This window comes from Sediminispirochaeta bajacaliforniensis DSM 16054 (assembly GCF_000378205.1).
Lineage (GTDB): Bacteria > Spirochaetota > Spirochaetia > DSM-16054 > Sediminispirochaetaceae > Sediminispirochaeta > Sediminispirochaeta bajacaliforniensis.
Map to the genome: position 1 here is coordinate 1 of NZ_KB899420.1, position 26,725 is coordinate 26,725.

Below are 26,725 nucleotides of genomic sequence, written 5' to 3' on the forward strand. Positions count from 1 at the left end.
ATCTTGACCGGAAAGCTGGCCAAATAGCATTGAAACAAAGTGGCTCCATGATGAAAAACCTTTGCTGTGTTTTTCTGACTGGTACTCTTTTACGCACTTTTGGAATTTATATCTCGAAATGAACTGTAGCATTTGTCCGAAAATACTGTTATTATTTTTCATGCCTGATCTCCTTTGTTTGTAATGATTTAGTCGTCAAACTATGTTCATTATAAACAGGTTTTCAGGCAATTAATAGTTTCTATAGCTTTTATTTTGGACAGCTATGATTTTGACTCAAAGGACGACTTGCTTAGGCATTGCCTAGAATATGTAAAAAAACGGGCTATCGAAGGATTGCATGAAGGGACCGAAGGAATCCCGAGTTACCGGGAGTATATTCAACGTGTTGTTAAAAACTGTTTCGTCTTTCCGCGAAGGTTTCCCGAGGGATTGGCATTTCTATATCTCTATATGCATACAGATTTTTGTAATAAAGAATCCTTTACGATATTCCCTCTCGGAATTTTTACAAACACTCAGTTCGATACCGCGGGTGACTATTCGATACGGGAAAATATCCCCCCAGACCTGATTAATTTTCTTATCGGAAATGTTTTCACTATCGTCAACAGGTATATTCAGTCGCATCCGGAAGAGACGTCTGAATCAATCAAAGCCCTGGAAAAAAATATTTTCGATATGGTGTGGAATATGATTACAGGAAAAACATCAGAGGAATAAAAGTCTTCGGTGTTACGGATTATTACAATGCAATCTGAAGGAAACCGGAGAATAGATAATAATAATAATGAGAGGAGCAGGAAGGAAAATAACGAAAAGGAAACTATGCAGTGCTTTATTGGCTGTTTTCACTCTGCTTTTTCTGTTGGTAGTTGCAGAATGCAACAACGACAAGGTTTCGATTAAAGATGGAGTCTACACAGGAACAGGCAAAGGAAAAAATGGACCGATTACGGTTGAGGTAACGTTTCAAGAAGGAGCGATCAAAAAGATAGTGGTGGTTTCTCAAAATGAAACGGAAGGGTTGTCCGATCCGGCGCTTTCACGCATTCCCGCCGAGATCGTGAAGCATCAATCAATTGCTGTGGACGAGATCAGTGGCGCCAGCTATACCAGCCGGGGGCTGAAAGAAGCCGTTCAGGACGCTATTGTTCAGGCTAATGGCGACCCTCAGCAATTCAACCGCAAAGTAGCCCAAACGGCACAGGAAGCCGAAAAGTACGACACTGATATTGTCATTGTCGGGGGTGGAGGTTCAGGTTTAATGGCCGCAGTTGAAGCCTCCCGGGCCGGTGCAAAGGTGATAGTTCTTGAAAAAGCCGCTTTTGCCGGGGGCATTTCAGCTTTTGCGCCGGATCGTCGGAGAATCAGGAAAGAACCTCGACTGGGCGGCAAAGGAATTCGGTTGGGATGTGAAATTTGTATATCCCAACATCTGGGGTGAGGAGGCTTATGCGACCTATCATCTTGTTTATCCTTACGGACCGAGCCGATTCGCCCCTGTCGTTGACGACATACAAAAGCATGGCGGAACCATTCTCTTGGAGACAGAAGGAACAGCCTTTACGAAGGAACTCTTTGTTGAAGTTGCAGAAATCGGGATGACACCAGGAGTTCCCGAAAATCCGAAATGGAATTTGGATTTAATGTCGGTTGCAGGTCTTCTTCATGTTAATACGAACGGCATCAGATATTTTAATGAAGGACTTTTCAAGGAAGAACCCTTGAATATTGGAGGTGCTTCGGTAGGAAACGGAGGGCCTTATTTCGTTGTATTCGACCAAAAGACCTATGATACGGTAATACGAGAAGGCCTTATCGAATTAATTCCTGATTCGGAAAAAACAAAATGGGAAAAACAGCACGAGCGCCTGAGCCAGTATGGAGCAACATCCGGTGTGCCGCCGATGTTTGCCGGGATTGCTCATCCCCTTGATAATCTTGAAGCAGAGATGGGGCAGGCGTATGACATGGGAATTGCCTGGAAAGCGGACACGATAGAAGCGTTAGCCGATAAAATGGGACTTCCAAATCTTGTTTCAACAGTGGAGCGTTACCAAGAGCTTGTTAAGCAGGGCCGAGATGAGGATCTCTATAAAAATAGTATTTTCCTGACCGATATAAGTACCGAGCCGTTCTATGCCATTTCTTTTTTACCAGCGGGATTCAACACCTCAGGAGGAGTCAAAGTCAATGAAAACCTCGAAGCACTGACGAATGACAATGTTCCTATCCGTGGTCTCTATGTCGCAGGGGTAGATGGCGGGAGTATGTTTCACAAACCCTATTATGATATTTGCGGAACGAGCATGATGTATGCCATCGGAAGCGGACGAATCGAAGGAAGGGAAGCCGCTAAATATGTTGTGTCAAAATGAGAAACGCTTTGAAACGCTCCAGCGTTTCCATTTTTAAAAGTTGATCCTCTTGGAGAAAAGAGCTGAAGAATGAATTGATGTGGATAGGAAGCTGGAATCCTGCAGAATTTGATTTTGCAAAAAAGGGACAGCAGGCTTCCTATCCGTAAGAAGTGTATAGTGTTCGGAATCCTGGTGATAAGTGAAATCCTTTTCCATTTTCCGGCAAATAGATAACGAACATGATTCCTTTCCACTCATGGCGACATGTTAGCAATTCGGTCTTTCAACAAGCAATGGGCCACATGTCCGTTGCGATATCTGATGCTACTACACCACATACTTCATTCGATTGCCGCCGAGGACGTTTTGAATGACGTCGACGGCGACAACAGGCAAACGAAATCAGGTAAAGTCTTTCAAGTACTCTTTGTTGGCTTCAATGAGCTCTGCAACCATGTCGTTGATCTGGCCCAATGTGCACATAGCGGCGGTTAGCGGATCCAGCTTCACCGCATCATATATCATGGATAGCTTCTTTTCGTTCCCTGCCATGGCCATGAGTTTGTGCATGTTGATGTTGGTTATATTCAATGCCGCAAGTTGTTGAGGTATTTCACCCACGTAACAGGGATGGATTCCCTCGCTGTCGGTGTAACAAGCAACTTCGACAACCGAATCGGCCGGCAGGTTCGGAATCAGGCCGGTGTTCTTCACGTTGAGATTTGCCCTGAAGGGTTTGCCCGTCTCATAGGCATGAATGATCTCCGGCGCATATTCAAAGGTCTTCGCAACCTCGATGTCCTCGCCCGATTCCAGCATCCCGACAAGTTTATGGTAGTAGACATCGGTGTATTTTTCATGTCTCAGCCACCATCTGTCGTCCACCTGATATTCCTTGATCATGTCCGGATTCTTGCGAAAATACGGACAGTATTCCCCCATATGAAAGGGTGATTCTGAGACATACTTTCCGAAGTTGTCCATGACCTCAAACCTGACGAGGTCGACAAGCCTGACGTGGGGTTCAAGTTCATACTTGCTGTAATCCGGTTCTACCTGCCAGAGCTTCTTCACCTTCTCCTTATCCTTGGAGATTTCCTTGAGTTGGGGATATGCATCCTTGCCGTCCACCTTCAGTTGCAGAAACCAGTCCATATGATTTATACCGGCCGCCCAGTAGGAGACCCGGCTTCGGTCAACACCCATATAGGCTGACAGCTGCAAGGCGGTACTCTGGACGTTGTGGCAGAAGCCGAAAACCTTGATGGAAGTTGCATGGTTCAGAGCAAGACACAGAGGCGCCATTGGGTTTGTGTAGTTAAAGAAATATGCATCGGGACAGAGCCTCTCCATGTCCTTACAGATATCGAGAAGTACTGGGTAGGCCCTTAGAAACCTGAACATTCCCCCGGGACCGATGATGTCCCCCACGCACTGGTGCAGTCCGTATTTGTCGGGGATTTCAAGATCTTTCTCGTACATCTCAACACCGCCGACGCCAACTGTACTGGTTACAAATGTTGCATCTTTTAGAACTTTGCACCGATCGGTACTAGATTCGACAACAGTTTTTCTGCCGAACTGTTTCACGATCTTTTTCGTTACCTTTTCCATGACAGCCAGTTTCTCCGCATCGATATCGACCAGAGAAATGTTGTCGATCTCCATATCGTCGTAGTACAAGAGATCTCCAACCAAGTTCTTCGTAAACATTGCACTGCCAGCACCGATAATTACTACCTTTGTCATGTTAATACCTCTTAAAATTATTTTACGACAATAGCAACATTCCTATCGGTTGTTGCTACCACAATAGCCAAAAATAAGACGCCCCGTATCAGCTGCTGAATATTGGGATCAATCTGCAACAGGGCCAGACCGTTATTTAAGACGGCGAATAATAGTACGCCCACAATGACACTGCTGAATCTATTCTTAGAACCTCCCGCTACCGGCATGCCTCCTAAAACAAGCGCAATCATGATGTTCGTCTCCAGTAATGTACCTGAAGTAGCCGTTATGGAGCCGACGCGGATGGTGTTGATCGTCGCAGCAAACCCTGCGAGGGCACCTGCCAGCGTATAGACAAAGATTTTTGTACTCGCGACTCTTATTCCAGAAAATTTAGCCGCCGTCTCTCCAGCCCCAATCGCCTTTATCTTTCTCCCAAAGGAGGTCCCGCTAAACAGAAACCAGCCTAGCCCGAGTATGACGGCAACCGCCGGCACGATAATGTACAATTGGTCAAGTGAGTACATATACATAGGGGCAGACATCGGCTTTTCCGTCGTGAGAAACGCACATACGCCGCGGAAGATAAACATTGTACAAATCGTGACGATAAACGAACTGACCTTGAACTTCACAAATAAAAATCCGTTTATAAAGCCGATAACCGCGCCTACCGCTATTGAGACAATGACAGCCAAGATAAGATTAAACTGTGCCAAGAAGGCAACAGCAATGGAAGCGACACCAATGATGGAGCCTTGGGAAAAATCGAGGCTTCCCATGGTCATAATAAAAAAGACGCCGACGGAACAGATGACCAGGACATAGGACTGTTGAACAATCAACCGCAGGTTTCTCAGAGAAACGGAGGTGAAATTCGTCATAGTACCGAAGATCAGTACCAGTACCAAAAGGCCGATATAGGGCAACAGTGCCTGGAAAAGGTTCCCCCCGATACATGTTTGCTTTTTTGCTGCTCTTAATGTTTTCTTCATCATATACCCTTACTACAGCATTTGGTGAATCAAGTCGTGTTCGGTCAATTCTTTGCTTCTGAAAAACTCTCCGTTAATTCTTCCGTTCTTCAGAACAAGAATGCGATCGCACATTCCGATAAGCTCCATGAGCTCTTCCGAAATCATGACAATGGCTCTTCCCTCTTTTCTCAGGTTGTCCATGAGGGAATAGATATCTGCCTTGACCTTGATATCGATTCCACGCGTCGGACTATCCAGAATCAGTATTTGAGGCTCTGTACCCAACCAACGGGCAAGCACTACTTTCTGTTTATTTCCGCCGGACAGCCCCGCAACGAATTGTTCGATTCCCTGCATCTTGACACTCATCTGGTCTGCGAGCCTCTGGGCGAATTGTTTTTCCTTTGTCCGCGAAATGACAGGTCCTTTCCTAACCTTTGGCAACGAGAGAAGGGTGATGTTATCTCTGATACTGGCATTCAGAACAACCGATTCATTGTCTCTGTCCTTCGCCGTATAGGCTATGCCATTTTTGATGGCATCCGGTATCGAATTGATCTTAACGCCCGCGGCAGTCGCGATCTCTCCGCTACGATCGTAGGCCGCCCCGAAAAACGCCTTGGCCAAATCGTGCATTCCGCAATCGCTTAAACCGCCGATACCGAGTATCTCGCCTTTATGAACATCGAGGTCTATGTCAAAAATCTTGCCTTTAACGTTAATGTTCCTTGCCCGCAACACTACTTCTTCGCTTATTGCCCCACCGTAATCGGTCCGGTAGTACCTCCTGTCGATTTCCCTGCCAACCATGAGGAGCTTGAGCTGATCCGTACTGCTCTCCGACGATACAACCGTGTCGACGTAACGGCCATCCCGCAGGACCGACACCCTGTCGGTCAGTTGCAACACTTCATCAAGATCGTGGGAAATGAACAGCACGGTATTTCCGCTATCGCTAATCTTCTTTATGTGGTCATAGAGGATGTCCCGCCCATCCTGGGACAACGCGGTGGTTGTTTCATCGACAACAACGATCTTCGGACCGAAATGGGTTGCTTTGACTATTTCAACCAGCTTGCGTATTTCGTAGTCGTAACTGTCTATCATATCGCCGGCGTTGATATAGTCGAAGCCGTACCGTTTCAGTATCTCATTGACGGTTCTGTTCAACTTATGTGGTCGAAGGATACCGAAATGCGTAAACCTGTCTTCCTTTCCCAGGAAAATATTCTGGGCGACTGTCAATCCGCTTAAGGTTCCGATTTCCTGCACGATAATTGCCACACCTTTCTCATTGGCTTCAACCTGGGTGTGGGCGCTATACTCTTCCCCGTCCAGATAGAACGTTCCACCGTCCGGCGCGTATACACCACACAGCATCGACGCGAAAGTTGACTTACCCGAGCCATTCTCACCGATGAGCCCGTGAACCTCCCCTCGTGCAAGGGAGAGGGTGACGTTATTACACGCCTGGGTATTTCCGAATGCTTTGGAGATGTTCTCCGCCCTGAGGATCTCTACCGACTTATTCATGCAGACTCCGTACTTTTCATCACTTGACCACCGCGCCCTTGGGCACCCGTGTCGTAAGGACGACAATACCGATCAGTGTGCAGCCTGTGATCACATTCTGTATTGTCGTCGGAGCGCCCAGCGAAATCAGCCCATTCAAAATCATCGTAATGATAAACTCACCCACCAGCATTGCAATAACAGGGTTGACGCTCTTCTTGAAGGCAAGCCCGAAAAAACAACCCATAATTGGGGTAAAGTTCCGCGCCATGCTAGACATATTCGTGCTTGCAGTAATCGCGCTGCCATAACTGATAGTCAATATGCTCATGATGCCGGCAAAGAAACCGCAGAGAACAAAGGCTATAATCTTATATGTATTGATTGCGATTCCCATATTCTTCGCTACGGTTTCATTGCTTCCAATTGCGTAGGTGTACGTCCCTATTTTTGTGTGCTCCAGAAAAAGGAAGGTGAGCAAAAACGCGGCAACTGCGAGAATGATATTCCAGGGTGCTTTGCCAAATGCTCTTACGTTTTGTCCTAAAGTAAGCACGCTTCCCGATGCTATCAGAGCTCCTATGCATTCATACACCATCATTAATCCGACGGTTGCAATAATAGAAGGTATCTTCAGCCTTACATACAAAGCGCCGTTGACAAAACCGATGAGAGTGCCGACAAGCACTGGTCCCACGATCAAGCCGAGATAGCCGAAACGGCGGCTCAGTAGCACGCCGACAATTGCGGACAAGACTATATTTGCACCTATACTGAAATCGAAAAGTCCCATAGCGATAATGAAATAGAATCCGCAAGCGGCGACCGTCGGAAGCAGTGCCTGCTGAAAATAGGAGGACAGGCTATTGAGATTACCGAAATTGTGAGGCCGCATTATTTTGAAGACCGCATAAATGAGCACCGTAACGCCAATAAGATAGAGCACGCCGTTGAGTTTCCCAGGGGATGATTTCTTGTGAATTAAATCTGTTTTCATTGTCCCTTCTGTAGTACGGGCAGTACGGTATGCACCACACCGCCCGTATTGTTCATGTCATGGATATAGTTTGCGACCTAATGTCTGGAGGCAACATCCTGGATGCTCAAAGATGCCGCGGTCATCTTCAGTTCTTCAAAGCTGGAGTTGGCCATTTTCATGAGTTCTTCCGGATTGTAGGGCAAGGACTGAATAAAATACTTGTCGAATGCTGCATAGTCTTCCGCCGATGCGACAAACATCATCGGAAAGATGACTTCAAGATACTTGTCTGGCGTTTTCGTGTAGTTACCTTTGACAGCATTGTAGACCATCATGAAGGAGAAGAGGGGATCGGCGTAATGGCCTCCGGACATTGCCGACATTTCGCCGTCCGCAAGTTGCTGTCCGAGATTCGTCGTAAAGTCCGTCGAAGCAACGTGGATCTTACCCACAAGATTTTTTGCCTTGATTGCTGCAAGAGCCCCTTCAAGTGGTTGACCGCCGCCACCTACGACAATAAGACCGTCCATCGTGGGATTCGCGTCGATCATCCCTTCTACTGCCTGCCGGGCCTCCTCGGAGGTATATTTGTCGTCAACCACGTTCATAAGTATGGCTTTGTCGGAGGGATATGCGCTGTTCCAATCCGCGATTGCCTGTTTGTATCCGGCTATACGGGCATTAGCAGTTGCATCGCCAACACGGTAGCTGGTAATTCCGATGTTCCTGCAGCCCTTGTCCTGGACCAGAATTTTTCCCAGTTCATAGCCATTCGCGGTCTCATCCTCATGAGTGCACCCAATATAGTATGAGCTGTCTAGTGCTATCTTGTTAATCGCGGGATCACCGATCTTCCTGAAGAATTGAGCAATGCATACCTTGTTCTGTTGCGCGATGGGAATTACACGTGCCATTTCGGCATCGGCGGAGTTACAGATGACAATACCGTCAACGCCGGAGGCACACAGGTTTTCAACGGAGGAAATGACCTGTTCCGACTTGTGAGACTGCTCGATGTATACCACCTTTACACCAAGTTCACTGGCTGCTGCATCAAGCATGCGCTTCACCTGGCTTCCCAAAGAATCATTAATTGACCAGGTTGAAACACCGATTGTGATTGAGTCTGACTTTGCGGTTGTGGAAGCAGCACCTTCCGACTGGCCGTTTGCAAAAACCGCTCCGACTACCACGAATGAAATTACAAGTGCCAAAAGATTCTTTTTCATTGCATAACCCTCCTTACATCTATTGTGATTCGTTATATAAGAAGGACTAGTCCCCTGTCCTTCTCAATTTCGTGCTTGCGTATGATTCAGCACATCGAATTTTCTTGTATGATCCTTTGCCTCCTTTTTTCGAAAATGTTTAGTGCATCGTGTACGGTAACGCAGCTGCCATTGCCACATGCTTGTCCTTATAAACAACCGCAACTTGTACTATTCTTGTACGTACAAGATGGCATAAAAAACCTACAGATTTCTACATGAATCCCGTACGATAAGATCAGGCTTGTAAATATACTGCGGCCTTGTCATACGGCCTTCAATCATATCAATAATAAACCTTGCCCCCTGGACTCCCATATCCCTTTTAGGATGCTTTATCGTCGTGATTCCTATATCCTGAGACAGGACCTCAATCGAATCGTCATAACCGACAACCGAGACATCTTCCGGAAACCTCAAGCCGCTGTCCTTTATTGCTTGGATAACCATGAGTGCGCTCTGGTCGTTATAACACGTAAAGGCTGTCGGCCGGTTGTCCGAACGAAGCAAGGACTGGGCAAACATGTACGGAAACAGATACATCCCGGCGGTATCATACTCTCCAATCAGTGAATTATCTATTTCCACACCGTAACTATCCAAAGCCTTCAAATAACCGTCTTTTCTATCCACACCCTGTCTATCGTCGGTCTTGTAAACACAGGCTATTCGCCGGTGCCCCCGCTGAAGAAGATGTTCAACAACGAGATAAGCACCTTTTTGATCATCCATAACTATATAGGAACTGTCGAAATCAGAATAATATGCATTGATGAATACGAATTTTATACCTTTCTTGCTCATTTCATTGAAAATCTGCAAGTTAATATTTCCCTGAGCGCTTTTCGACGGTTCAATGATAACACCTACAACATTGTGTTCCATGACATTCCTGAGATATTCAGCTTCCTTTTCCTTGCTGTTGTTTGTATTCGCAAGAAGCATCATGTAACCTTTGTCAGATAGAACATCTTCAATACCGGAAACAATTCCCGGAAAAACAAACTCAGAAATATATGTGGTAATAACGGCAATAACCTGCTTCTGCCTTGCATTCTTTCTATACTTACTGAAAGTCCCCTTCCCCTGCTGTTTGTAAATAAGCCCCTCGTTGGCAAGATCACTGAAGGCCTGCCGGATTGTCTGACGGCTGACCTGGAATTTCTTCACCAGCTCATTCTCCGAAGGGAGCCGCATACCAAATCCAATGGTCCCATCAACCAGTATCTGCTTGATGTAGTGCCTGACCATCTCCTTTTTCGTTCCGCTAAATATTTTGTTGTCCAATTTTATTAGCCTTTCTTGTACGTACAATTATTATACAAGCCGTTTTTTGCTATTGTCAAGAAAAAGTTTGGTTCTTCTGGAGGGAAGATGTAAAAGCGAGCTTACGCCTTTTTTCCCATGGTTTCATTTTTACTTGTCTGTAAGTTAGATTGATATGTTTTTTGCGCACGATTTTTGAATGATTCTATATGTTCTTGCATCTCGGTTTTCATGCCATCGAAATCTCTATCAAGTAGCTTTTTGTAAATCTCTTTATGCTGATGAACACTAACAGAAAGACGATTTGTTTGTATATCGGCAACGGCATGAAGGTTTTCGACAATATCGGTAAGCCAGAATTCCGATACTGAATTATAGATTATCTGGTGAAACATCATGTCAATTTTTTTATATTCATTTTGATTGGTATTGACCTTCTCTTCCGCTTCCTGGAAATGAACTTCCAACAGCTTTATAACTTCATCAATTTTATCATCAGATAAATTTCTCATCTTATCGATAGTATATAGTTCAAGGCACTTTCTAATATCAATGGCTTCTTCTATTTCTTTCCATTGAGGACTTCTTACTCTATAGCCCTTCCAATGCTCTTTTTCTACAAGATGGTTTCGTACCAGGTTGGATAAAGCCTCCCTAACCGAATTCCTGCTCGTTCCAAATTGTCGTGATAATTCTTCGTCATTTAATCGGTCGCCGGGTTTCCATGTCCCTGAAATAATCCCTTCATAAAGGATATCATAAACCATATTCGCCTTGTTCATCTTTTTTAGCGGATAAGCATTATTCTCAAATCGATTTTCCATAACGTTATTTAATCGTGATTGATGAAAAAAATCAATAACATCTTGAAATTTCAAATTTGAAATTTGAAATTTGTTGACAACACGACAAAACCGAGTTTAGAATATCTTTACTTAAATTTAGGAGGACTACTTTGGCGAAGGCTTATTTTGATGATGATGCAAATTTGGATGAGTTAAAAAACAAAACGGTTGCGGTTATCGGATATGGTAATCAAGGCCGTTCTCAAGCCTTAAATATGCGTGATAGCGGAGTTAACGTGATCGTCGGCAACATTAAGGACGGAGCAAGCTGGACACAGGGGAAAAAAGATGGGTTCGAGGTGTATAGTATCTCAGAGGCAAGCAAAAGAGCAGATATTTTGTTTCTCTTGATTCCAGATGAAATTATGCCTTCGGTTTACGATGAAGACATTGCTCCATATATTGAGGACGGCAATGTAATCAATTTTGCAAGCGGATACAATGTACACTTTGGCTTTATCAAACTGCCGGAAACTGTAGATATAATACTCATTGCACCAAGAATGATAGGAAAAGGAGTTCGGGACCGTTTTGTAAGCGGAGAAGGTTTTCCGAGTCTGGTGGCAGTTCATCAGGATTCCACCGGAAAAGCAAAGGCGACAATGCTTGCCTTGGCAAAAGCGATAGGCACAACAAAGATCGGAGCATTTGAATCAAGTTTTGAAGAAGAAGCCGTTGTAGATCTTTTCGGCGAACAGGTTATGGGAGGATTCAAACTCTATAATTTGAGAATGGCCTATGAACTGCTTGTTGAGGAATACGGTTTCAGTCCCGAGTCAGTATTGCTTGAATTGTATCTTTCCGGAGAAGGTATTGAAACCTTACGGAATGCTCAGGAAGTCGGAATTTGGGGACAGCTTAGATACCATTCCACAACCAGTCAGTACGGACACCAGACAAGAGGGAAATATGCGGCCAGTGATGAATCCAGGGCCTTACTCAAAAGTATTGTCGAGAATATAAAATCAGGCGAATTCAGCAAAGAATGGAAAACGGAACAGTTAACAGGATATCCTGTTTTCAATCGATTATGGAAGGATAATCTAAAGCATCCTTTTATTAAATCCGAGCAGGATTTGTTAAAAATATTGAATGCAAACAAAAGAAAGGAGGATGAGAAATGAAAAAATTTCTACTATTTTCGTTTAGTCTTTTTATCATTGTGGGGCTCAGCAGCACTTTTGCAAATGGGGATCAGGAAAAGCCATTTCCTTCAAAACCCGTTACAATTTTAGTTCCTTTCGCTGCCGGTGGGACCGCCGATACAAATGCCAGGGCATTGTCAGTGGTAGCGGAAAAGTACTTAGGACAGCCGCTCTTAATTGTTAATAAACCGGGCGGAGGAGCATTGATTGCAGCAAACGAATTTGCCTACGACACAAAAAACGATGGTTATACATTATGGTATGGAACATGGTCTCCATATATTTTGGCACCGCATTTAGGGCTTGTAGATTATGAATACGATGCCTTTCAACAGGTATGCGCCATGACTGACAGCCCTATGGCGCTTACTGTCAGGGCAGATTCTCCATACAACTCACTTGGGGACTTGCTTACGGCAATAAAAAATAATCCGGGAAAGATAAAAGCCGGAACATTGGGCGCAGCTAACTCTCTTTCATTGGTTTTTACAATGATTGGTATGGAAGCTGGTGCTGAAATAGGAAAAGTGCCGTATGACGGTGGAGCAGAAACGGTTCCCGCTTTATTAAAGGGCGATGTGGATGTCATAATTCAAAATCCTGCAGAAACGATGGAATATGTGGAGGCTGGCTCTTTGAAGTATCTGGCAATACCATCATTAAAACGGTCAAGTTATTTTCCGGAAATCCCTACCTTTATTGAAGAAGGGATAGATATAGTGAATTCTGCCTATAAAGGTTTTTATGTTCCCAAAGGTACTCCTCAGGAAAGAATAGATATTCTGGCTGAGGCTTTCAGACAAATGTCTCAGGATGAGAAATTCATTGAAGTTATGGAAAGAACAAAGCAGGAAATTGTTTGGGCTCCAGCTGAAGATCTGAAAAAACTTGATGATCAAATGCGTGATAATTTTGGTAAGGCTGTACAAGCAGCAGGCTTAAGCAAGTAAACCAAGCCGAGTACGGTTGTTGTCGGAACACCATGACAACAACCGTCATAATATAAACAAACAAGGATGTTATTGTGGAAGATAAGAAAGATCTGGTAACCGGGATAGGTTTTTTTTCCCTGGGAATGTTCCTTCTCATACAGTCTTTACTATTGGAAAACTACAAAGGTGTAGTGGCAGGAACTGACCCTGGAATAAAATTTCTTCCGATCATTATATCGATACTCCTGATTCTGGATAGTATCCTTCTAATAACAACGAATATTATCAAGGCGAGAACGAAAAAAATAGAAAAAAACAATAATTCGATATCCATCCTTGAAATAATAGATAGAAATAAAAAGTTATTTTTAACTGTAGCCATTCTGATAGTATTTCCTTTTATATTAAAACCAGCTGGATTTTTGATTTCCGTATCTGTTTTTACTTTTTTGCTGCTTAGAATACTATCAAATTCCAGATGGTATAAGAGTGTTATCACTTCATTACTGATAACACTCCTTTGTTATGCTGTCTTCGGGTATCTATTTAAAATACCTCTGCCATGAGATAAGGAGGTTGATAAAATGAGTAATTTCTTACAAGCACTGTTATTAGTTTTTAATATAAAAACCTTCGCATTTATTTTCTTCGGCACCTTTGTAGGTATCGTTTTCGGAGCTCTTCCGGGTCTTACCGCAGTGATGGGTGTAGCATTGTTGATGCCGCTTACATTTTTCATGCCGGCACACTATGGGTTGCCGATGCTTATTGCTGTGTATTGTGGGGGGATCTATGGAGGCTCCATAACGGCAATTCTGCTAAATACACCAGGCACCCCGGCATCCGCAGCAACAACCCTTGACGGATATCCAATGGCCAAACGAGGAGAGCCTGGCAAGGCATTATCAATTGCTGTAATAGCCTCTGGTTTCGGCGGAATCGTAAGTGTTATTGTTCTGACTTTTTTATCTCCGATACTAGGCAAAATAGCACTGGCATTCGGCCCTATAGAGTATTTTTCTCTTATACTTATCGGGGTTGTTCTTATTGGCTTTTTGTCAAGCGACTCCATATTCAAGAGCGTAATTGCGGCATTGATGGGGTTTGTCCTTTCCTTTATCGGTATGGATCCTATTCTTGGACTGCCAAGATTTGACTTCGGAAATTACCATCTTTTTCAAGGAATTTCGTTAATACCTGCCGTTATCGGTCTCTTTGCCATATCAGAAGTTTTTGTCATGATAACAAACATACAGACAGCAACAGATGATATAAAACCAATAAAAAAGGTTACATATGCAAAACCTGAAGTGTTTTTCCGCAATATAAAAACGCTTATAAAAGGTTCCCTTATCGGAACTCTTATAGGTGCCGTACCTGCGGTAGGCAGCTCTACCGGCGGATGGATTTCTTATGGAGAGGCAAAACGTGCTTCAAAAAATCAGGACAAATTCGGCACAGGATGTGCGGAAGGAATCATTGCCAGTGAATCAGCAAATAATGCAGTCCCAGGGGGAGCCATGATACCTTTGCTGTCGTTAGGAATTCCGGGAGATCCTGTTACCGCCGTATTACTCGGCGGCTTGATAATACAAGGATTGACCCCGGGGCCTAATTTTTTCCTTAAGCATGCTGATACTGCGTACATGATATTCATTGCGTTCTTTTTTTCGAACATCGTTATGGTTCTTCTTGGGCTGATAGGCGTGAAATTTTTTGCAAAGGTGCTGCATATACCTAAACACCTTCTGGCTACTATTGTAATGATCCTTTCGCTCATAGGCTGTTACGCAATAAACAACAGCATCTTTGATATCAAAATAGCAATCGTCTTGGGAATCTTTGCTTTTTTGATGAAAAGTGTGAAGGTACCTATTGCGCCTATGGTTCTGGCACTCGTCTTAGCGCCTATGTTTGAGCAAAATTTAAGACGAGCAATGATACTAACCGAAGGCAGTATCATTCCGTTTTTTCAAAGTCCTGTTGCCTTGTTTTTCTATGGGCTCTGTATCCTTTTAGTGATAGGTCTGAGGAAAACAAAGAATAAAAGTTGACAAGAGCATTTGATTATTTTCCTCAGAAATTAAAAAGATTACGGAGGCCTAGTGTGGGATATTCTATATATATGCCCGTTAATATACAATTCGGCGAGGGTAAGGCAAAACGCATTGATCAATTTTGCTCTCCGAAAGATAGGATACTTTTTGTATGTGATCCGGTTATTGAACAGATGGGGGTACGAAAAAAACTATCGGATAATTTGAAAAATGGTGATATCTCTGTTTTCTCTGATGTTGAGCCGAATCCTTCGGTTCATACTGTGAACAAGGCTTTGAGGATAGCTAAAGAAAATAAAATCGATTTATGTATCGGGCTTGGCGGAGGAAGTTCTATGGATACCGCCAAGGCCGTAGCTTGTATTTCATCTGAGGATGGGAGTTTTGAAGATTATCTGTACGGAAAGCAAGTCGTAAAAAGACGGAAAAAGCTTATTCTTATTCCGACTACGGCTGGCACAGGAAGCGAGTGTACATGCGTCGGCGTTTATACCGATACAGAAAAAAACAGAAAAACAGGATACCGAACCCCCTACTTTTATTGTGATACCGCCATTATTGATCCTGAACTTACGTATTCTGTTCCTTCTTCGGTAACAGCGGCAACAGGTATTGATGCTTTTACCCATGCTCTTGAAGCATACTGGAATACCAGTTCCAATTCACTATGTCGGGGTGCTGCAATGTATGCCTGCCGGGATGTCCTAAAAAATCTTTATAGCTGTTATGAAGACCCTCAAAACAAGGCCGCACGCTCTTCCTTGAGTCATGCATCCATGCTTGGGGGCTGGGCTTTTGGCCAGGTCCGGACTACCCTTGTACATGCGCTCAGTTTTCCTTTTGCCGATTATTTTCATGTTCCGCATGGGATAGCTTGTGCCTTAAGTCTTGTACCGGTAATGAGATATGCAGTTTCGAACGAACCCGCTTGTTTGGCGGAATTGGCCTGTTTTTGTAGTTATTCATCAACAAAAGATTTTATTACCGATGTTGAAAACATGATTACCAAGATGGATCTGTTATCAAGTATTCCTGACATACATATATCGCCTGCCGAAATGAGGGACATAGCCGAAAAAGCATGTGCTCTTGAATATGCCCATCTGGTCCCTGGAGATATTGATGTTGAGCGTTTGACCGTTCTACTACATGATTTTTTAAGGAGAGTCTTCGAGTGAAAATTACAAGCATTGAGGTTGTGAAAGTAAATACCGGCGTTAGCAAAAGGGTTGAAGGTGTGCCATGGAATCCTATTGTTGTCATGGTACATACCGATGAAGGAATAACCGGTTTCGGAGAAATCGGTCTAGCATATGGAAATGCCGGGGATGCTGGATTTGGTATGGCAGTTGATTTTGCGAAGCTTATCATTGGGATGGACCCAATGAATAATGAAGAAATATGGTCAAAAATATTTAGAAGCACGTTCTGGGGAATGGGCGGCGGTACTGTTGTGTTTGGCGGTATTAGTGGAATCGATATTGCGCTATGGGATATAAGGGGAAAAGCCTTAAACGTTCCAGTTTATCAACTGCTGGGAGGTAAAACAAATAAAAAGTTAAGAGCCTATGCAAGCCAGCTGCAATTTGGATGGGGCACGGAAAGCAAGGCTATGATTACTCCCGATGATTATGCCTGGGCAACGCAAAAAGCTCTGGATAACGGATATGATTGTGTTAAGGTCGACCCGATTGGTTTTGACCTGGATGGCAACTGGATGAAAGGGAAAACAACCGGCCTTCTGGAAAACAAGCAAATTTCTACTGCGGTCGACAGAGTAAGAGCAATGAGAGAAGCGGGCGGCAAGAATATGGATCTGATAATAGAACTCCATTCACTTACAGATACAAATTCCGCAATCCAGCTGGGTAGGGAATTGGAGCAGTTCAACTGTTTCTATTATGAAGAACCCACAATGCCTTTGAATGCTGAGCTCATGAAAGAGATAGCAAATAGTGTGAAGATTCCTCTTGCAAGCGGGGAAAGAATATACAGCAGATGGGGCTACAGACCATTCTTTGAAAACAGATCTCTTTCCATTATTCAGCCAGATCTTGGATTAGTCGGAGGAATCACTGAAGGCAAGAAGATTTGTGATATGGCCAATGTATATGATATAGGAGTTCAGGTTCATATCTGCGGTGGACCAATTGCAAAAGCAGCAGCATTGCAACTGGAAGCCGTAATACCCAATTTTGTTATCCATGAGCATCATTCCGGAGCACTTTTACCACATAATATTAATAGCTGCAAATATGATTATCAGCCGAAAGATGGTTATTATGAAACACCTGATTTGCCAGGGATAGGTCAGGAACTTACCGAAGAAACAATAAAGGCGTCAGAGAAAGTGGTAATACAATAGCAGAAAAGTAAGTGAAGATGCAATTCTGAAAACATGTATCTTTTTATTGCCGTGGAAGATTTGCTAATCTTTAGCATCAGGAATCTTATTGATTCCCTGATGCTTTTTTTGGTTGGCATACGTATTCATTCTGTCAGATAATCTTGAGAGGTTTAAGAAACAGATCCTAACGGATTACGATACGTACGTTATACCAGTGCACGGTACATCCTCAACAATGTTGGGGCTAAACGGCTTGCCTTTTTCTTCATCTTGGCAGCCCTCTTTATGTTTTGTACCAATCGCCTGAGGAGCATAATAATTAGCAAAGGTACGAAAATCATCCTGGGAGTAAGGTCGGGATAAAGATTGATGATAAATAGGTGTATGTGATCCATGACCGAATAGAAAACGGCCTGTGCCTGATGTCCGGCCGCCGCACTTGCCTGTACCTTGTGAAAGAAATACCAACCGTCTTCAAATATGGTATGTAAGTGGGTGTAGGGTGCATGCAAAAAAGGCAGGTACGTGCTCAGAAATGAATCAATTTTGTCATAGTAAGGCGGGGCCAAGAAATCAGGAAAGGAAAGAATAAGGCCAAGGATTCCGCCCTTTATGAGCATTTTCAGAAAGGACTTCTTCGGTGGAAGAAGGCCTAGGGTTTTAAAAACCGGCTTATCAAGCTCCGTATGGTAGTTTTCCCCTGTTGTACTGTTGATCAGAGCTAAGAAGCAGCGCCCACCAGCCCCTTCTCCGAAGACATCTTTCATTTCATGGCCGTTACGCATGATGACCGACATATTTGTGTAGTGGTAGGGAATACATTTGCCGCTGGAATCCTTGAGGATAAAGGTTTGATGAACAATATTCCTGGAAGAGATTTTAGGCGGTCGATAATAGGCAATAGTTCCATCAGCGGCATATTGTTTCCCCCCACCACTGCTGAACACCTGCAATTCGTTATTTTCCTGGTAGTCGTTGATAACGCCGTAGCGCCAGCCAAATCGGAGGTCCGTCCCTTCGAAGTTGAGGCATAGCCAGTTATCTTTTTCATAGAATCCGTCATCTTTTAGGTTGTCAGCTACACGCTGAACGTAGGAAAGGGGTTTACCCTTGCTACCCGATACAGGGTTCGCAGCTTTTTTCTTCGCTGGTTTTGTAATAGTAGGCATTTTTGTTTTTGGCATACGGGGTTCCTTAAATCTACAGACATATTCTGAAACCAATCCAGTGCGTTTACTATACCATCTATACTAATTCTTTTATAGATGATCAGCTCTGTTTCTACCCCAATCGCGGCAGGGATTGGAGGGGTGCCGCAGGCAGACCCCGCAGGGGCCACGGGCCCCGAGGAGGCCGGAGCGATAGCGGAGCCCCGCAAAGCCCGGTCCGAGCGGCCAGCGAGGAGCCGCCCAAAGTCATTCACAAATCGGGAAGATAGTAGCATACTGGAGTTATCGAACAGACAGGAGGTTGATATGAAAAGAAGTCGAAATCTGGTGCTTGCGGTTTCGTCGCTATGGCTCTTCTTTGCACTGACCGCAGGTTTGGCGGCACAGTCGCCCCAGAGCGAGTTTCAAGAGGTCGCGGGAAGTGTGGCGAGCATCAGCAAGTATGGGAATTTGGAATTGGATATCAAGCCCTCGGCGCTTTATCAGGCGGGCTATGAGCTTGGCGATGTGCTGAACATTTCCATCGGAGAAGCGACGGTGCAGGCGCCGTTTTGTACGTCCTACAGTGATGTGGATACCGGTAGTCCATTGGTACGGGACGACAAAAAAAACGACCTGCTGATCATCGCCATCAATATGGGGAACTTTGCCTCAAGCTACGGGGTAGCAGAGGGAGATGCGGTAACCCTTTCCATGGAGGAAAAGGGAGCCTATCTCAGTGAGTATCTTCTGCGTCAGCTGAAGCGGAGCAACGATCGGGCCGACTACGCCTCGGATTCTATTTTTGCAAATTTCCGCAACATTCCCTTCGGTGATATTGCACCGGGACTCCTGTTTCGAAGCAGCAGCCCCGCGAACAACGAGCTCGGCCGTGCGGCCTATGCCGATGAGCTGACAAAGGCTTTTAAAATCAGGACGGTGATCAATCTCGCAGATTCGAAAGAGGAGCTGGAAGGCTTCTTCGCCGGAAAGGATTTCGCCTCGCCCTACTACAAATCGCTCTACGATGCGGGCCAGGTAAGTTTCCTGGACATGGGGGTCGATCTGACATCCGATGATTTCGGTGCAAAGCTCGCCGAGGGGCTTCGTTTCATGATCTCCCACGAAGGTCCCTACCTCGTTCACTGTACCGAAGGGAAGGATCGCGCGGGCTTTGTCAGCGCCCTTTTGGAAAGCCTCATGGGGGCCTCTCTCGACCAGGTTGTCGGGGATTATATGCGTACCTACGAGAACTACTACAAGGTGGAGCCAGGCAGCGAGCAGTACGAGGCCATTGCCGAAAGCAATATCAAAACATCCCTCGCGACCATCATCGCAGATCGGCCCAAGGGCAGCGACCTTGCGGAAATCGACCTCACCACAGCCGCACAATCCTACCTGCTCGGTATCGGACTGACGAGTGATGAGATCTCGGCCCTGAAAACGCGGCTTTCCACGGCTGTCGAACAGGATGCCGTCTCCATATCGGGAACGGTCCGCGAAATCGAAAAGTACGGTCACACCTCCACGGACATTACAATCGCTGATTTCTACGACAAGGGCTTTGCGCTTGGCGATATGGTGACCGTTACGTACAACAACGGCTATGCCATGGAGGCTCCCTTTCTGGATGGCTACTATGTGGAAAACGGTCAGCCCCTGGTTCGGGCCTATCCCGGCCACGAGGATATCGCCGTCTGCATCAACTACGGAAAACTGTACCAGGTTGCGGATGTAAAGGTGGGGGACAGGCTTACCATCACCTTGAGCCAAAAGGGAGGTTATCTCGACGAATATTCGGTCAGGAGCCTCAAGCGGACCAACGATCGGGAAGACTATTACTCGGACCGGGTTTTTGCAAACTACCGAACCATCACCGAGGGCGATATCGACGCAGGTATCCTCTATCGTAGTTCCAGCCCCATCAATCCGGAGCTTGGGCGTGCGGCCTATGCGGATAAGCTCATAGCCGCCGACGGGATAGCAACGGTGGTCAACCTGGCGGACAGCGAGAGCGAAGTCGAGGGCTATATTGCCGGTAAGGATTTTGCCTCTCCCTATTATGCCGATCTGTTTCACAGGGGCCAGGTTATAACCCTTGGGATGGACCTTGCCTACGCGGGAGAGCAGTTTCGCTCCGACGTTGCCGAGGCCGGCCGCTTTATCATCGGCCACGAGCCTCCCTACCTCATTCACTGTACCGAGGGGAAGGACCGGGCCGGTTTTGTAAGCGCCCTGCTGGAGTCCCTCATGGGAGCCACCCCCGACGAAATTGTTTCCGACTATATGACCAGTTACATCAACTACTACAAGATCGAGCCGAACGGCGATACCTACGCGGTCATCACCAAGGATATTCTGGGGATGCTCAGGACCATCGCAGGAAGCGACGAGATTGCAGGCGCAGACCTTTCGGCAGGAGCGGCAGACTATCTGATTTCAGGTGGTATGAGCGGTGATGAGGTAAAGCAGCTGAAACGCATCCTCTCAGGAGCTGCTCAAGCAACGGCAGCCGTCGCAGAAACGACAGCCGACACGGGAGCGGCGGGAGAGCCCGATGCAGCTGCGGCACCGGAGGCCTCAGAGCCTGCAGCAAGCGAAGTCCCACACGCCATCTATACCGTGGGTTCTGGTGACAGTCTCTGGAAGATATCCCGCAGGCTTTTGGGGACCGGTTTCCGGTATCAGGAGATCTACGATGCAAATAAGGAAAAGATACAGGATCCCCGGCTGATCTATGCGGGGCAGGAGTTTGTTATTCCTGCTCGATAGGATTGCAGGGGTTATGGATTACAGCACACAGCGGCTCTTTCGGGAGCCGCCGTGCTTTTTGACTTCAATGGAGAAGATCACCTTTTATCATCCCTTTACCGCACCGGAAGTCAAACCGCGAACAATATACTTTTGCAGAAAGAAGTACAGGATCAGGGGGATCAGGCTGAACAAGACGGTTTGAGAGAAGGTCATGGCCCAGTCCGCTCCGATACGGGAGGTATTCGAGGCGATTCCGGTGGTCCCCAGCCATTTCTTTGTATCTGTAATCAGAGTCGATGCAAACATAAATTCGTTGTACATGTCGAAAAACGATATAAGAAGTACGGAAATCAAAGCGGGGATGGAAAGGGGCAAAACAACATACCCAAAGGCCTGGTAGGCATTGCATCCGTCGATTTCCGCTGCTTCATCAAGTTCGTACGGGATGTTGTCGAAAAATCCTTTCATGATCCATATTGAAAACCCCAACGATAAGCCGGTGTTGACAATGATTAATCCACCAAAGCTATTAATAAGGTGCAGAGAATTCAGCATCAGGTATACGGGGGTGATAATAAGGGCCGGAGCAATCATCTGTGAAGCAATCGATGAAATAACAACAACCTTATTGAAGCGGTATGAGAAACGGGAAATTCCAAAGGCCGCTAAGGAAGCCAGCGTGATGTTCAGAAAAACCGAAACACCAGATACGAAAACTGAGTTTTTTATCCATAAAAAGATAGTCCCGTTCAGAAAATTTTCGACATATCCTCCCATCTGTAAGTCTACCGGAATAAATCGATAGGGGTTTGCGAACAAATCCACTTCATCCTTGAAGGAAACATTAATCATCCAATATACCGGAAAAAGTACTACTATCGAGATGAGGATTGAGACGACTATCAGGCTTATTGATTTTCCTTTTACCTTCATTCTTCGGTCTTCCTTCGCATAAGGTGGAAGTAGAGTAATAAAAGACAGATCGTAAACAGCAAGAGCATATTTCCGATGGCGGCTGCATAGCTCATTTTGTTAAACTGAAACGCATACGAATATATCTGAATAACGATCGTCTCGGTCCCTCTGTTGGGCCCACCTTGAGTAAGAAGCCATATCATGGTGAAACGCCGCAGACACCAAATAATGGTCATGGTGAGTAGAATCGATAAAACCTGCTTGAGATAGGGTATGGTAATCTTTGTAAGCTTACAGAAGAACCCAGCCCCCTCGATATCGGCAGCTTCATACAATTCACTGGGTATATCCTGCAAACCGGACAATATGATAAGCGTATGTAGCGGGTATTGTCTCCATAATTCGATCCCGATAATCGTGAGAAGACTCACATGTCTGTTCTGGCCCAGCCAATTAATAGGCCCATGAGATAACCCAAAAAGCTGTATCAGATGGTTGGCAATGCCGAATTGATAATCCAGGATCCAAAGAAATACCATCGCGGCCACGACATCAGGAATAGCATATGGTAAGACAAAGATGGTTCTAAATAGCGATTTCGATGTTGAAGCATTCCGGTCAAGAATAAGCGCCGTTACGAAACCTATAAGAAATACACCGACGGTATAGAGGCAGGTGTATTTCAGCAAAACCAATACGGAATTCCAGAAATTCTTGTCGGTTAAGAGTCTCTTATAATTTGCCAGACCAACAAAATCAGCATGTTCGATGAATCGTGCGTTGTGTACACTGAGAAGCAGGTTTTTGAAAATTGGGTATACATAAACGAAGCCCAAAACGACTAACGCCGGCAAAACAAACGTCGCATAGATGTATCTTCTATCGCGGGCAAGGTGAAACGTTTTGATGGTATCCCTCCCTTTGCACGGTGGCGTATGCTATAAGGTGGCATAATCCCTATAGCAGAGCAAACACATGTGTATGTATGCTCATGCCATAAGGATCATGATAATGTGTTTCTATCTGGTGACTTGTATGAGCTCCTCTTTACACTCTTTCATTACCTCTTCTACCGGGCTATCCGTGTTCAGGGCGATAAGCAGGTAATTAGCCACAATCTTTCTGATTTCGCTCGACTGCGTTTCATGTCCTTTTACGGCCATCGATACACCGTGAGCTGCAATATCCTCATAGACCTTGAACCAGGGAAACTCCTCGCGAAAAGCAGGAGTAACGGCATTCTTCATTGTCACGGGGTAACCACACTGCCGTACCCATTTTTCCTGAAAGCTTGGTTGCATATATGCCTGGAGAACCCTTGCCGCCGCCGCTTTCTGCCTGTCGGTCGCCTCTTTGTTGATAAAAAAGAAGGTAATGTCTGTCTGACTGCCCATATCCGCAAAGGGAGGATAAGCGACATCCAGTTTCTTAGCAAGTTCGGGATTCTCGGACATTGCCCAGGTAACAAAATAGCCGCCGTCGAGGCACATCGCAACCTTTCCCGCAAAAAAGAGCTTACGCTGTGTATTGTATACCATGTTTTGGGGAACAGCATCCGCCTTGTTCAGCTCTTTCCAGAATTTTACCCCTTCGATAAATTCAGGGTCTGCAACACCAAAGTCTCCCTTTGCATTGATGATTCTTCCGCCGAAACCATTAATGATCAACATCACTTCCTGCATGATGTGCTGCAAATTATCGGGTGAATTAGCGGTTATGAACCCATACTGCTGATTACCGATCGTCAAAGTTTTTGCGGCACGTAACAATTCTTCGGGAGTCGTCGGAACCTTTACCCCTGCCTTTTCAAGAAGCTCTTCATTATAGATGAGGCCACCGTAAGGGCAGGCTTCCAGATAAAGGCCGTACATGTTTCCGTCGATTTCGGCCTTCTTTTGCGATTCGGGAGAGGAAACTTCCGTCATCAGCTTCGGAATATCAAAGTGTTCATTCAGGGGTTCAAGATATCCCATCTCCTTCCAAAGCTTTATCTGGGCCTCGGTTCCGAAAAAGATGACCGGAGCGTTCGACGAGGCCAGCACAATATCGATCTTATCGAAGTATTCCGTATACGACATCGCCACCGGTTCAATGACAATATCGGGATTTGCCGCTTCAAATTCGGCCTTAAAGCTTTCATACAGCTCTTTCCTTCCCGGCTCGACCCAAAACTGACTCGCCATTTTCACCGTAACAACGCCATCCTCATCCTGTTGGCCCTGTGAAAAAAGATTCGGCGCCGCAAGCATCGAGACAATGAGAGCCACGATACTAAAGAGTGTTTTCCTTTTCATGATAGTCCCTCCTTTTACAGGCTGCATGCCCGTTCGAAATTTAATGACATTTCTTTGCAATAAAGCTATTGATCCTGTTCAAACCCTCCTGAATGATTTTTTGTGAAGTTGCAAATGATATTCGTATATAGCCCTCTCCTGCGCTGCCGAAACCGGACCCGGGAACAAGAAGGACCCCCGTATCATCGAACAGCGACATGGCAAATTCTTCTGAACTCATGCCGGTTTCCGACATATTTGCAAAGGCATAGAATGCGCCTTTGGGCTCGATACAAGAGATATGCGGTATGCTGTTCAAGCCGTCGACAATTAATCTCCGTCGTTTTCCATATTCGCCGATCATATCGTGCAGAGCTTGCTGAGGGCCGGCATAGGCCTCAACTGCTGCAAATTGTGCGGCTGTGCTGACACAGGACATGACATTTTCCTGCATATGCATCATGTGGGCATAGATATCATCGTTACAAGCCGCAAAGCCGACTCGCCACCCTGTCATGGCATAGCTCTTCGAAAGGCTGTCCAGGATGATGGTTCGTTCCTTCATGCCGGGAAAAGAAGCGATGGAGACATAGGCCTCGCCGTCATAACGAAACGCTTTATACACCTCATCGGTGACGACATACAAATCGTACCGCACGGCCAACTCTGCTATTCCCTGCAATACCTCCGGAGCAATCATCCCTCCGGTAGGATTTGCAGGAGAGTTTACAAGTATCGCCTTCGTATGTTTTGTAATTGCCTTCTCCAAAGATGCAAGGGTAAAAACAAAGCCGTCCCGTTCATGGACATCGACAAATACGGGAGTTCCCCCTCCCAAAGCGATTTCATTCGCATAGGGAGGGTAATAAGGATTCGAAAGTATGACTTCGTCACCTTTCTCCAGCAACGTTTGAAAGGTCAGAAACAAGGCTTCCTGTGCCCCGGCCGTTACTATAATTTGACTGTCAAACTGATAATCCAGACCGGTTTCCCTGTTCAATTTCTGAGCGATGGTTTTGCGCAAGAGCTCCATACCGGAGTTATGGGTATAATGGGTGTTACCTTCGCAAAGAGCGCGGTACGAAAAATCTATGATATGTCTTGGTGTCGGGAAATCCGGCTCACCGAGAACAAGATTGATCGTATTCGCCTTCGAACCGACCAGATTAAACATTTTACGTATGGGAGATGGCGTTATACTACCATTCCGCTTCGATAGTTTTTTCATGTCAAAATCCTCGTTTTATCCGGTTATCAGTCTGACATTGTTCTGTTACAGGCTCTTGATTTCGGGGTATACCTGTGACAGATAGGAGTGAAAAACCTCTTTCTGATGGGAATTCATCGCTTCCGCAGGAAGCCGGGGGATTCCGACATCCTGGCCTAAAAGAGGAAGGCCTTCCTTGAAAACGGTCAACCAGTGGGGAGACTGATTTTCGCCCACCCGTTCATACATAAAGTAGTAGGCAATCGGCAATATCCGTTTCCAGATCTTCTGAGCCTTTTCAAGATCCTTGTCTACGGTAACGGCATTGAACAGATCCACCGCTAAATCGGGAATAAGGTTGGGAAGCCCCGAAAGCCATCCGTCTCCTCCGACGACAAAGGCCTCCAAGGGAGAATAATCATGGCCATACAGGGTGGAGACCGAATCACCGCACAGATATTTGATGTAGTTGACCCTCATAGGATCACCATGGGCCGCCTTTACCGCGTTCACAACCCCCTCATCGGCAAGATCTTTGATCTGCTGGGGAGTAAGTTCGAATCCGGCAAACCAAGGATTGTTGTAAACCATGATCGGCATTCCCACAGCCTTTGAAATCGCCCGAAGGTAGTTCAGAGCACTTGGGATAGTGGGCTTGTAATAGTATGGAAGTAAAACCATAAGTCCGTCTACACCGATATCCATGTAGGCCTTTGCCAAATTGGTGGCCAGACGGGTCGAATAGTGAACGACACCTGCGAATACAGGGACCCTTCCGGCGGACTGCTCAACGGTCGCCTTGGCGATCTTAATCCGCTCCTCATCCGACATTGCCGCGGCCTCGCCCGTGCTTCCGCAGGGAGCAAGCCCATGCACGCCCTTCTTAATGAGCCATTCAGTGAATGCCTTATGCCCTTCAATATCCAGACTGCCATCATTATTAAAGATCGATAACATTGCCGGGATAATTCCATGTGGAATCTTCATTGCCATTCTCCTCTCTCAA

Annotated in this window: 23 protein-coding genes; 9 read left to right on the forward strand and 14 right to left on the reverse strand. The window is 45.6% G+C overall.

The features are described from left to right. Positions 1-162, reverse strand: a 162-nt coding sequence (locus F459_RS24695) for a DUF4372 domain-containing protein (protein ID WP_020613436.1), incomplete at its 3' end; no start/stop codon positions are given. 628 nt (positions 163-790) lie between these two features. Between F459_RS24695 and F459_RS24570 the strand changes: the two genes are divergently transcribed. Further along, complete coding sequence (locus tag F459_RS24570; RefSeq protein WP_020613438.1) at positions 791-1,447, forward strand: FMN-binding protein; 657 nt, start codon at positions 791-793, stop codon at positions 1,445-1,447. After that, complete coding sequence (locus F459_RS24455) at positions 1,416-2,381, forward strand: FAD-binding protein (RefSeq protein ID WP_020613439.1); 966 nt, start codon at positions 1,416-1,418, stop codon at positions 2,379-2,381. The genes F459_RS24570 and F459_RS24455 overlap by 32 nt, the downstream gene beginning before the upstream one ends. 384 nt (positions 2,382-2,765) lie before the next feature. Here the strand turns inward: F459_RS24455 and melA are convergent, their stop codons facing one another. The 7 genes from melA to F459_RS0114545 form a co-directional block, all read right to left on the reverse strand. Beyond that, positions 2,766-4,112 (reverse strand): alpha-galactosidase, encoded by a 1,347-nt coding sequence (gene melA, locus F459_RS0114515; protein ID WP_020613441.1) that lies wholly within the window; start codon positions 4,110-4,112, stop codon positions 2,766-2,768. A 17-nt stretch (positions 4,113-4,129) separates the two neighbouring features. Beyond that, positions 4,130-5,089, reverse strand: a complete 960-nt coding sequence (locus F459_RS0114520; RefSeq protein WP_020613442.1) for an ABC transporter permease — start codon at positions 5,087-5,089, stop codon at positions 4,130-4,132. A 12-nt stretch (positions 5,090-5,101) separates the two neighbouring features. Then, entirely contained in the window at positions 5,102-6,604 is a 1,503-nt protein-coding gene (locus F459_RS0114525; RefSeq protein WP_020613443.1) for a sugar ABC transporter ATP-binding protein, read from the reverse strand. A 19-nt stretch (positions 6,605-6,623) separates the two neighbouring features. Beyond that, positions 6,624-7,580: an ABC transporter permease gene (locus F459_RS0114530; protein WP_020613444.1), complete on the reverse strand. Its 957-nt coding sequence runs from the start codon at positions 7,578-7,580 to the stop codon at positions 6,624-6,626. A 77-nt stretch (positions 7,581-7,657) separates the two neighbouring features. Then, positions 7,658-8,791, reverse strand: a complete 1,134-nt coding sequence (locus tag F459_RS0114535; RefSeq protein ID WP_020613445.1) for a sugar ABC transporter substrate-binding protein — start codon at positions 8,789-8,791, stop codon at positions 7,658-7,660. A gap of 243 nt (positions 8,792-9,034) precedes the next feature. Next, positions 9,035-10,117 carry a GntR family transcriptional regulator gene (locus tag F459_RS0114540; protein ID WP_026295042.1) on the reverse strand — a complete coding sequence of 361 codons (1,083 nt, stop codon included), beginning with the start codon at positions 10,115-10,117 and terminating at the stop codon, positions 9,035-9,037. A gap of 101 nt (positions 10,118-10,218) precedes the next feature. Then, positions 10,219-10,920, reverse strand: a complete 702-nt coding sequence (locus F459_RS0114545) for a GntR family transcriptional regulator (protein WP_020613447.1) — start codon at positions 10,918-10,920, stop codon at positions 10,219-10,221. A 131-nt stretch (positions 10,921-11,051) separates the two neighbouring features. On the opposite strand from F459_RS0114545, the gene ilvC reads away from it, so the two are divergent. The 6 genes from ilvC (at position 11,052) to F459_RS0114575 (ending at position 17,440) form a co-directional block, all read left to right on the forward strand. Next, entirely contained in the window at positions 11,052-12,065 is a 1,014-nt protein-coding gene (ilvC, locus tag F459_RS0114550; protein WP_020613448.1) for a ketol-acid reductoisomerase, read from the forward strand. Further along, positions 12,062-13,036, forward strand: a complete 975-nt coding sequence (locus F459_RS0114555) for a tripartite tricarboxylate transporter substrate binding protein (RefSeq protein ID WP_020613449.1) — start codon at positions 12,062-12,064, stop codon at positions 13,034-13,036. The genes ilvC and F459_RS0114555 overlap by 4 nt, the downstream gene beginning before the upstream one ends. 74 nt (positions 13,037-13,110) lie before the next feature. Beyond that, on the forward strand, positions 13,111-13,584 hold the full coding sequence (locus F459_RS0114560) for a tripartite tricarboxylate transporter TctB family protein (protein WP_020613450.1): 474 nt from the start codon (positions 13,111-13,113) through the stop codon (positions 13,582-13,584). 18 nt (positions 13,585-13,602) lie between these two features. Next, positions 13,603-15,072, forward strand: coding sequence for a tripartite tricarboxylate transporter permease (locus F459_RS22410; protein ID WP_020613451.1), 1,470 nt, complete (start codon positions 13,603-13,605; stop codon positions 15,070-15,072). 71 nt (positions 15,073-15,143) lie between these two features. Continuing rightward, a complete protein-coding gene (locus F459_RS0114570; protein ID WP_020613452.1) occupies positions 15,144-16,253 on the forward strand; it encodes an iron-containing alcohol dehydrogenase family protein in 1,110 nt (369 codons plus the stop codon). Further along, positions 16,250-17,440 carry a mandelate racemase/muconate lactonizing enzyme family protein gene (locus F459_RS0114575; RefSeq protein ID WP_020613453.1) on the forward strand — a complete coding sequence of 397 codons (1,191 nt, stop codon included), beginning with the start codon at positions 16,250-16,252 and terminating at the stop codon, positions 17,438-17,440. The genes F459_RS0114570 and F459_RS0114575 overlap by 4 nt, the downstream gene beginning before the upstream one ends. A 188-nt stretch (positions 17,441-17,628) precedes the next feature. Here the strand turns inward: F459_RS0114575 and F459_RS0114585 are convergent, their stop codons facing one another. Next, entirely contained in the window at positions 17,629-18,606 is a 978-nt protein-coding gene (locus F459_RS0114585; RefSeq protein WP_020613455.1) for a hypothetical protein, read from the reverse strand. Between the two features lie 291 nt (positions 18,607-18,897). Between F459_RS0114585 and F459_RS22415 the strand changes: the two genes are divergently transcribed. Next, positions 18,898-21,342 (forward strand): tyrosine-protein phosphatase, encoded by a 2,445-nt coding sequence (locus tag F459_RS22415; RefSeq protein ID WP_020613456.1) that lies wholly within the window; start codon positions 18,898-18,900, stop codon positions 21,340-21,342. A gap of 87 nt (positions 21,343-21,429) precedes the next feature. Here the strand turns inward: F459_RS22415 and F459_RS0114595 are convergent, their stop codons facing one another. The 5 genes from F459_RS0114595 to F459_RS0114615 all read right to left on the reverse strand — a co-directional run bounded on the left by F459_RS0114595 (position 21,430) and on the right by F459_RS0114615 (position 26,706). Beyond that, complete coding sequence (locus F459_RS0114595; protein WP_020613457.1) at positions 21,430-22,257, reverse strand: carbohydrate ABC transporter permease; 828 nt, start codon at positions 22,255-22,257, stop codon at positions 21,430-21,432. Next, a complete protein-coding gene (locus F459_RS0114600) occupies positions 22,254-23,075 on the reverse strand; it encodes a carbohydrate ABC transporter permease (RefSeq protein WP_020613458.1) in 822 nt (273 codons plus the stop codon). Before F459_RS0114600 ends, F459_RS0114595 begins: the two co-directional genes overlap by 4 nt. Positions 23,076-23,258: 183 nt before the next feature. Then, positions 23,259-24,533 (reverse strand): ABC transporter substrate-binding protein, encoded by a 1,275-nt coding sequence (locus F459_RS0114605; RefSeq protein ID WP_020613459.1) that lies wholly within the window; start codon positions 24,531-24,533, stop codon positions 23,259-23,261. A 40-nt stretch (positions 24,534-24,573) separates the two neighbouring features. Beyond that, positions 24,574-25,740, reverse strand: coding sequence for a pyridoxal phosphate-dependent aminotransferase (locus tag F459_RS0114610; protein ID WP_026295044.1), 1,167 nt, complete (start codon positions 25,738-25,740; stop codon positions 24,574-24,576). A 45-nt stretch (positions 25,741-25,785) separates the two neighbouring features. Further along, positions 25,786-26,706: a dihydrodipicolinate synthase family protein gene (locus F459_RS0114615; protein ID WP_020613461.1), complete on the reverse strand. Its 921-nt coding sequence runs from the start codon at positions 26,704-26,706 to the stop codon at positions 25,786-25,788. Between the last annotated feature and the right edge of the window lie 19 nt (positions 26,707-26,725).

Bases quoted from the DNA above. Each gene is read 5' to 3' on its own strand.
- F459_RS0114525 (WP_020613443.1), bottom strand. From the start codon at position 6,604: ATGAATAAGTCGGTAGAGATCCTCAGGGCGGAGAACATCTCCAAAGCA.
- F459_RS0114545 (WP_020613447.1), bottom strand. From the start codon at position 10,920: ATGGAAAATCGATTTGAGAATAATGCTTATCCGCTAAAAAAGATGAAC.
- F459_RS0114520 (WP_020613442.1), bottom strand. From the start codon at position 5,089: ATGAAGAAAACATTAAGAGCAGCAAAAAAGCAAACATGTATCGGGGGG.
- F459_RS0114535 (WP_020613445.1), bottom strand. From the start codon at position 8,791: ATGAAAAAGAATCTTTTGGCACTTGTAATTTCATTCGTGGTAGTCGGA.
- F459_RS0114570 (WP_020613452.1), top strand. From the start codon at position 15,144: ATGCCCGTTAATATACAATTCGGCGAGGGTAAGGCAAAACGCATTGAT.
- F459_RS0114555 (WP_020613449.1), top strand. From the start codon at position 12,062: ATGAAAAAATTTCTACTATTTTCGTTTAGTCTTTTTATCATTGTGGGG.
- F459_RS0114585 (WP_020613455.1), bottom strand. From the start codon at position 18,606: ATGCCAAAAACAAAAATGCCTACTATTACAAAACCAGCGAAGAAAAAA.
- F459_RS0114615 (WP_020613461.1), bottom strand. From the start codon at position 26,706: ATGAAGATTCCACATGGAATTATCCCGGCAATGTTATCGATCTTTAAT.
- F459_RS24570 (WP_020613438.1), top strand. From the start codon at position 791: ATGAGAGGAGCAGGAAGGAAAATAACGAAAAGGAAACTATGCAGTGCT.
- F459_RS22415 (WP_020613456.1), top strand. From the start codon at position 18,898: ATGAAAAGAAGTCGAAATCTGGTGCTTGCGGTTTCGTCGCTATGGCTC.
- melA (WP_020613441.1), bottom strand. From the start codon at position 4,112: ATGACAAAGGTAGTAATTATCGGTGCTGGCAGTGCAATGTTTACGAAG.
- F459_RS22410 (WP_020613451.1), top strand. From the start codon at position 13,603: ATGAGTAATTTCTTACAAGCACTGTTATTAGTTTTTAATATAAAAACC.
- F459_RS0114610 (WP_026295044.1), bottom strand. From the start codon at position 25,740: ATGAAAAAACTATCGAAGCGGAATGGTAGTATAACGCCATCTCCCATA.
- F459_RS0114605 (WP_020613459.1), bottom strand. From the start codon at position 24,533: ATGAAAAGGAAAACACTCTTTAGTATCGTGGCTCTCATTGTCTCGATG.
- F459_RS0114595 (WP_020613457.1), bottom strand. From the start codon at position 22,257: ATGAAGGTAAAAGGAAAATCAATAAGCCTGATAGTCGTCTCAATCCTC.
- F459_RS0114530 (WP_020613444.1), bottom strand. From the start codon at position 7,580: ATGAAAACAGATTTAATTCACAAGAAATCATCCCCTGGGAAACTCAAC.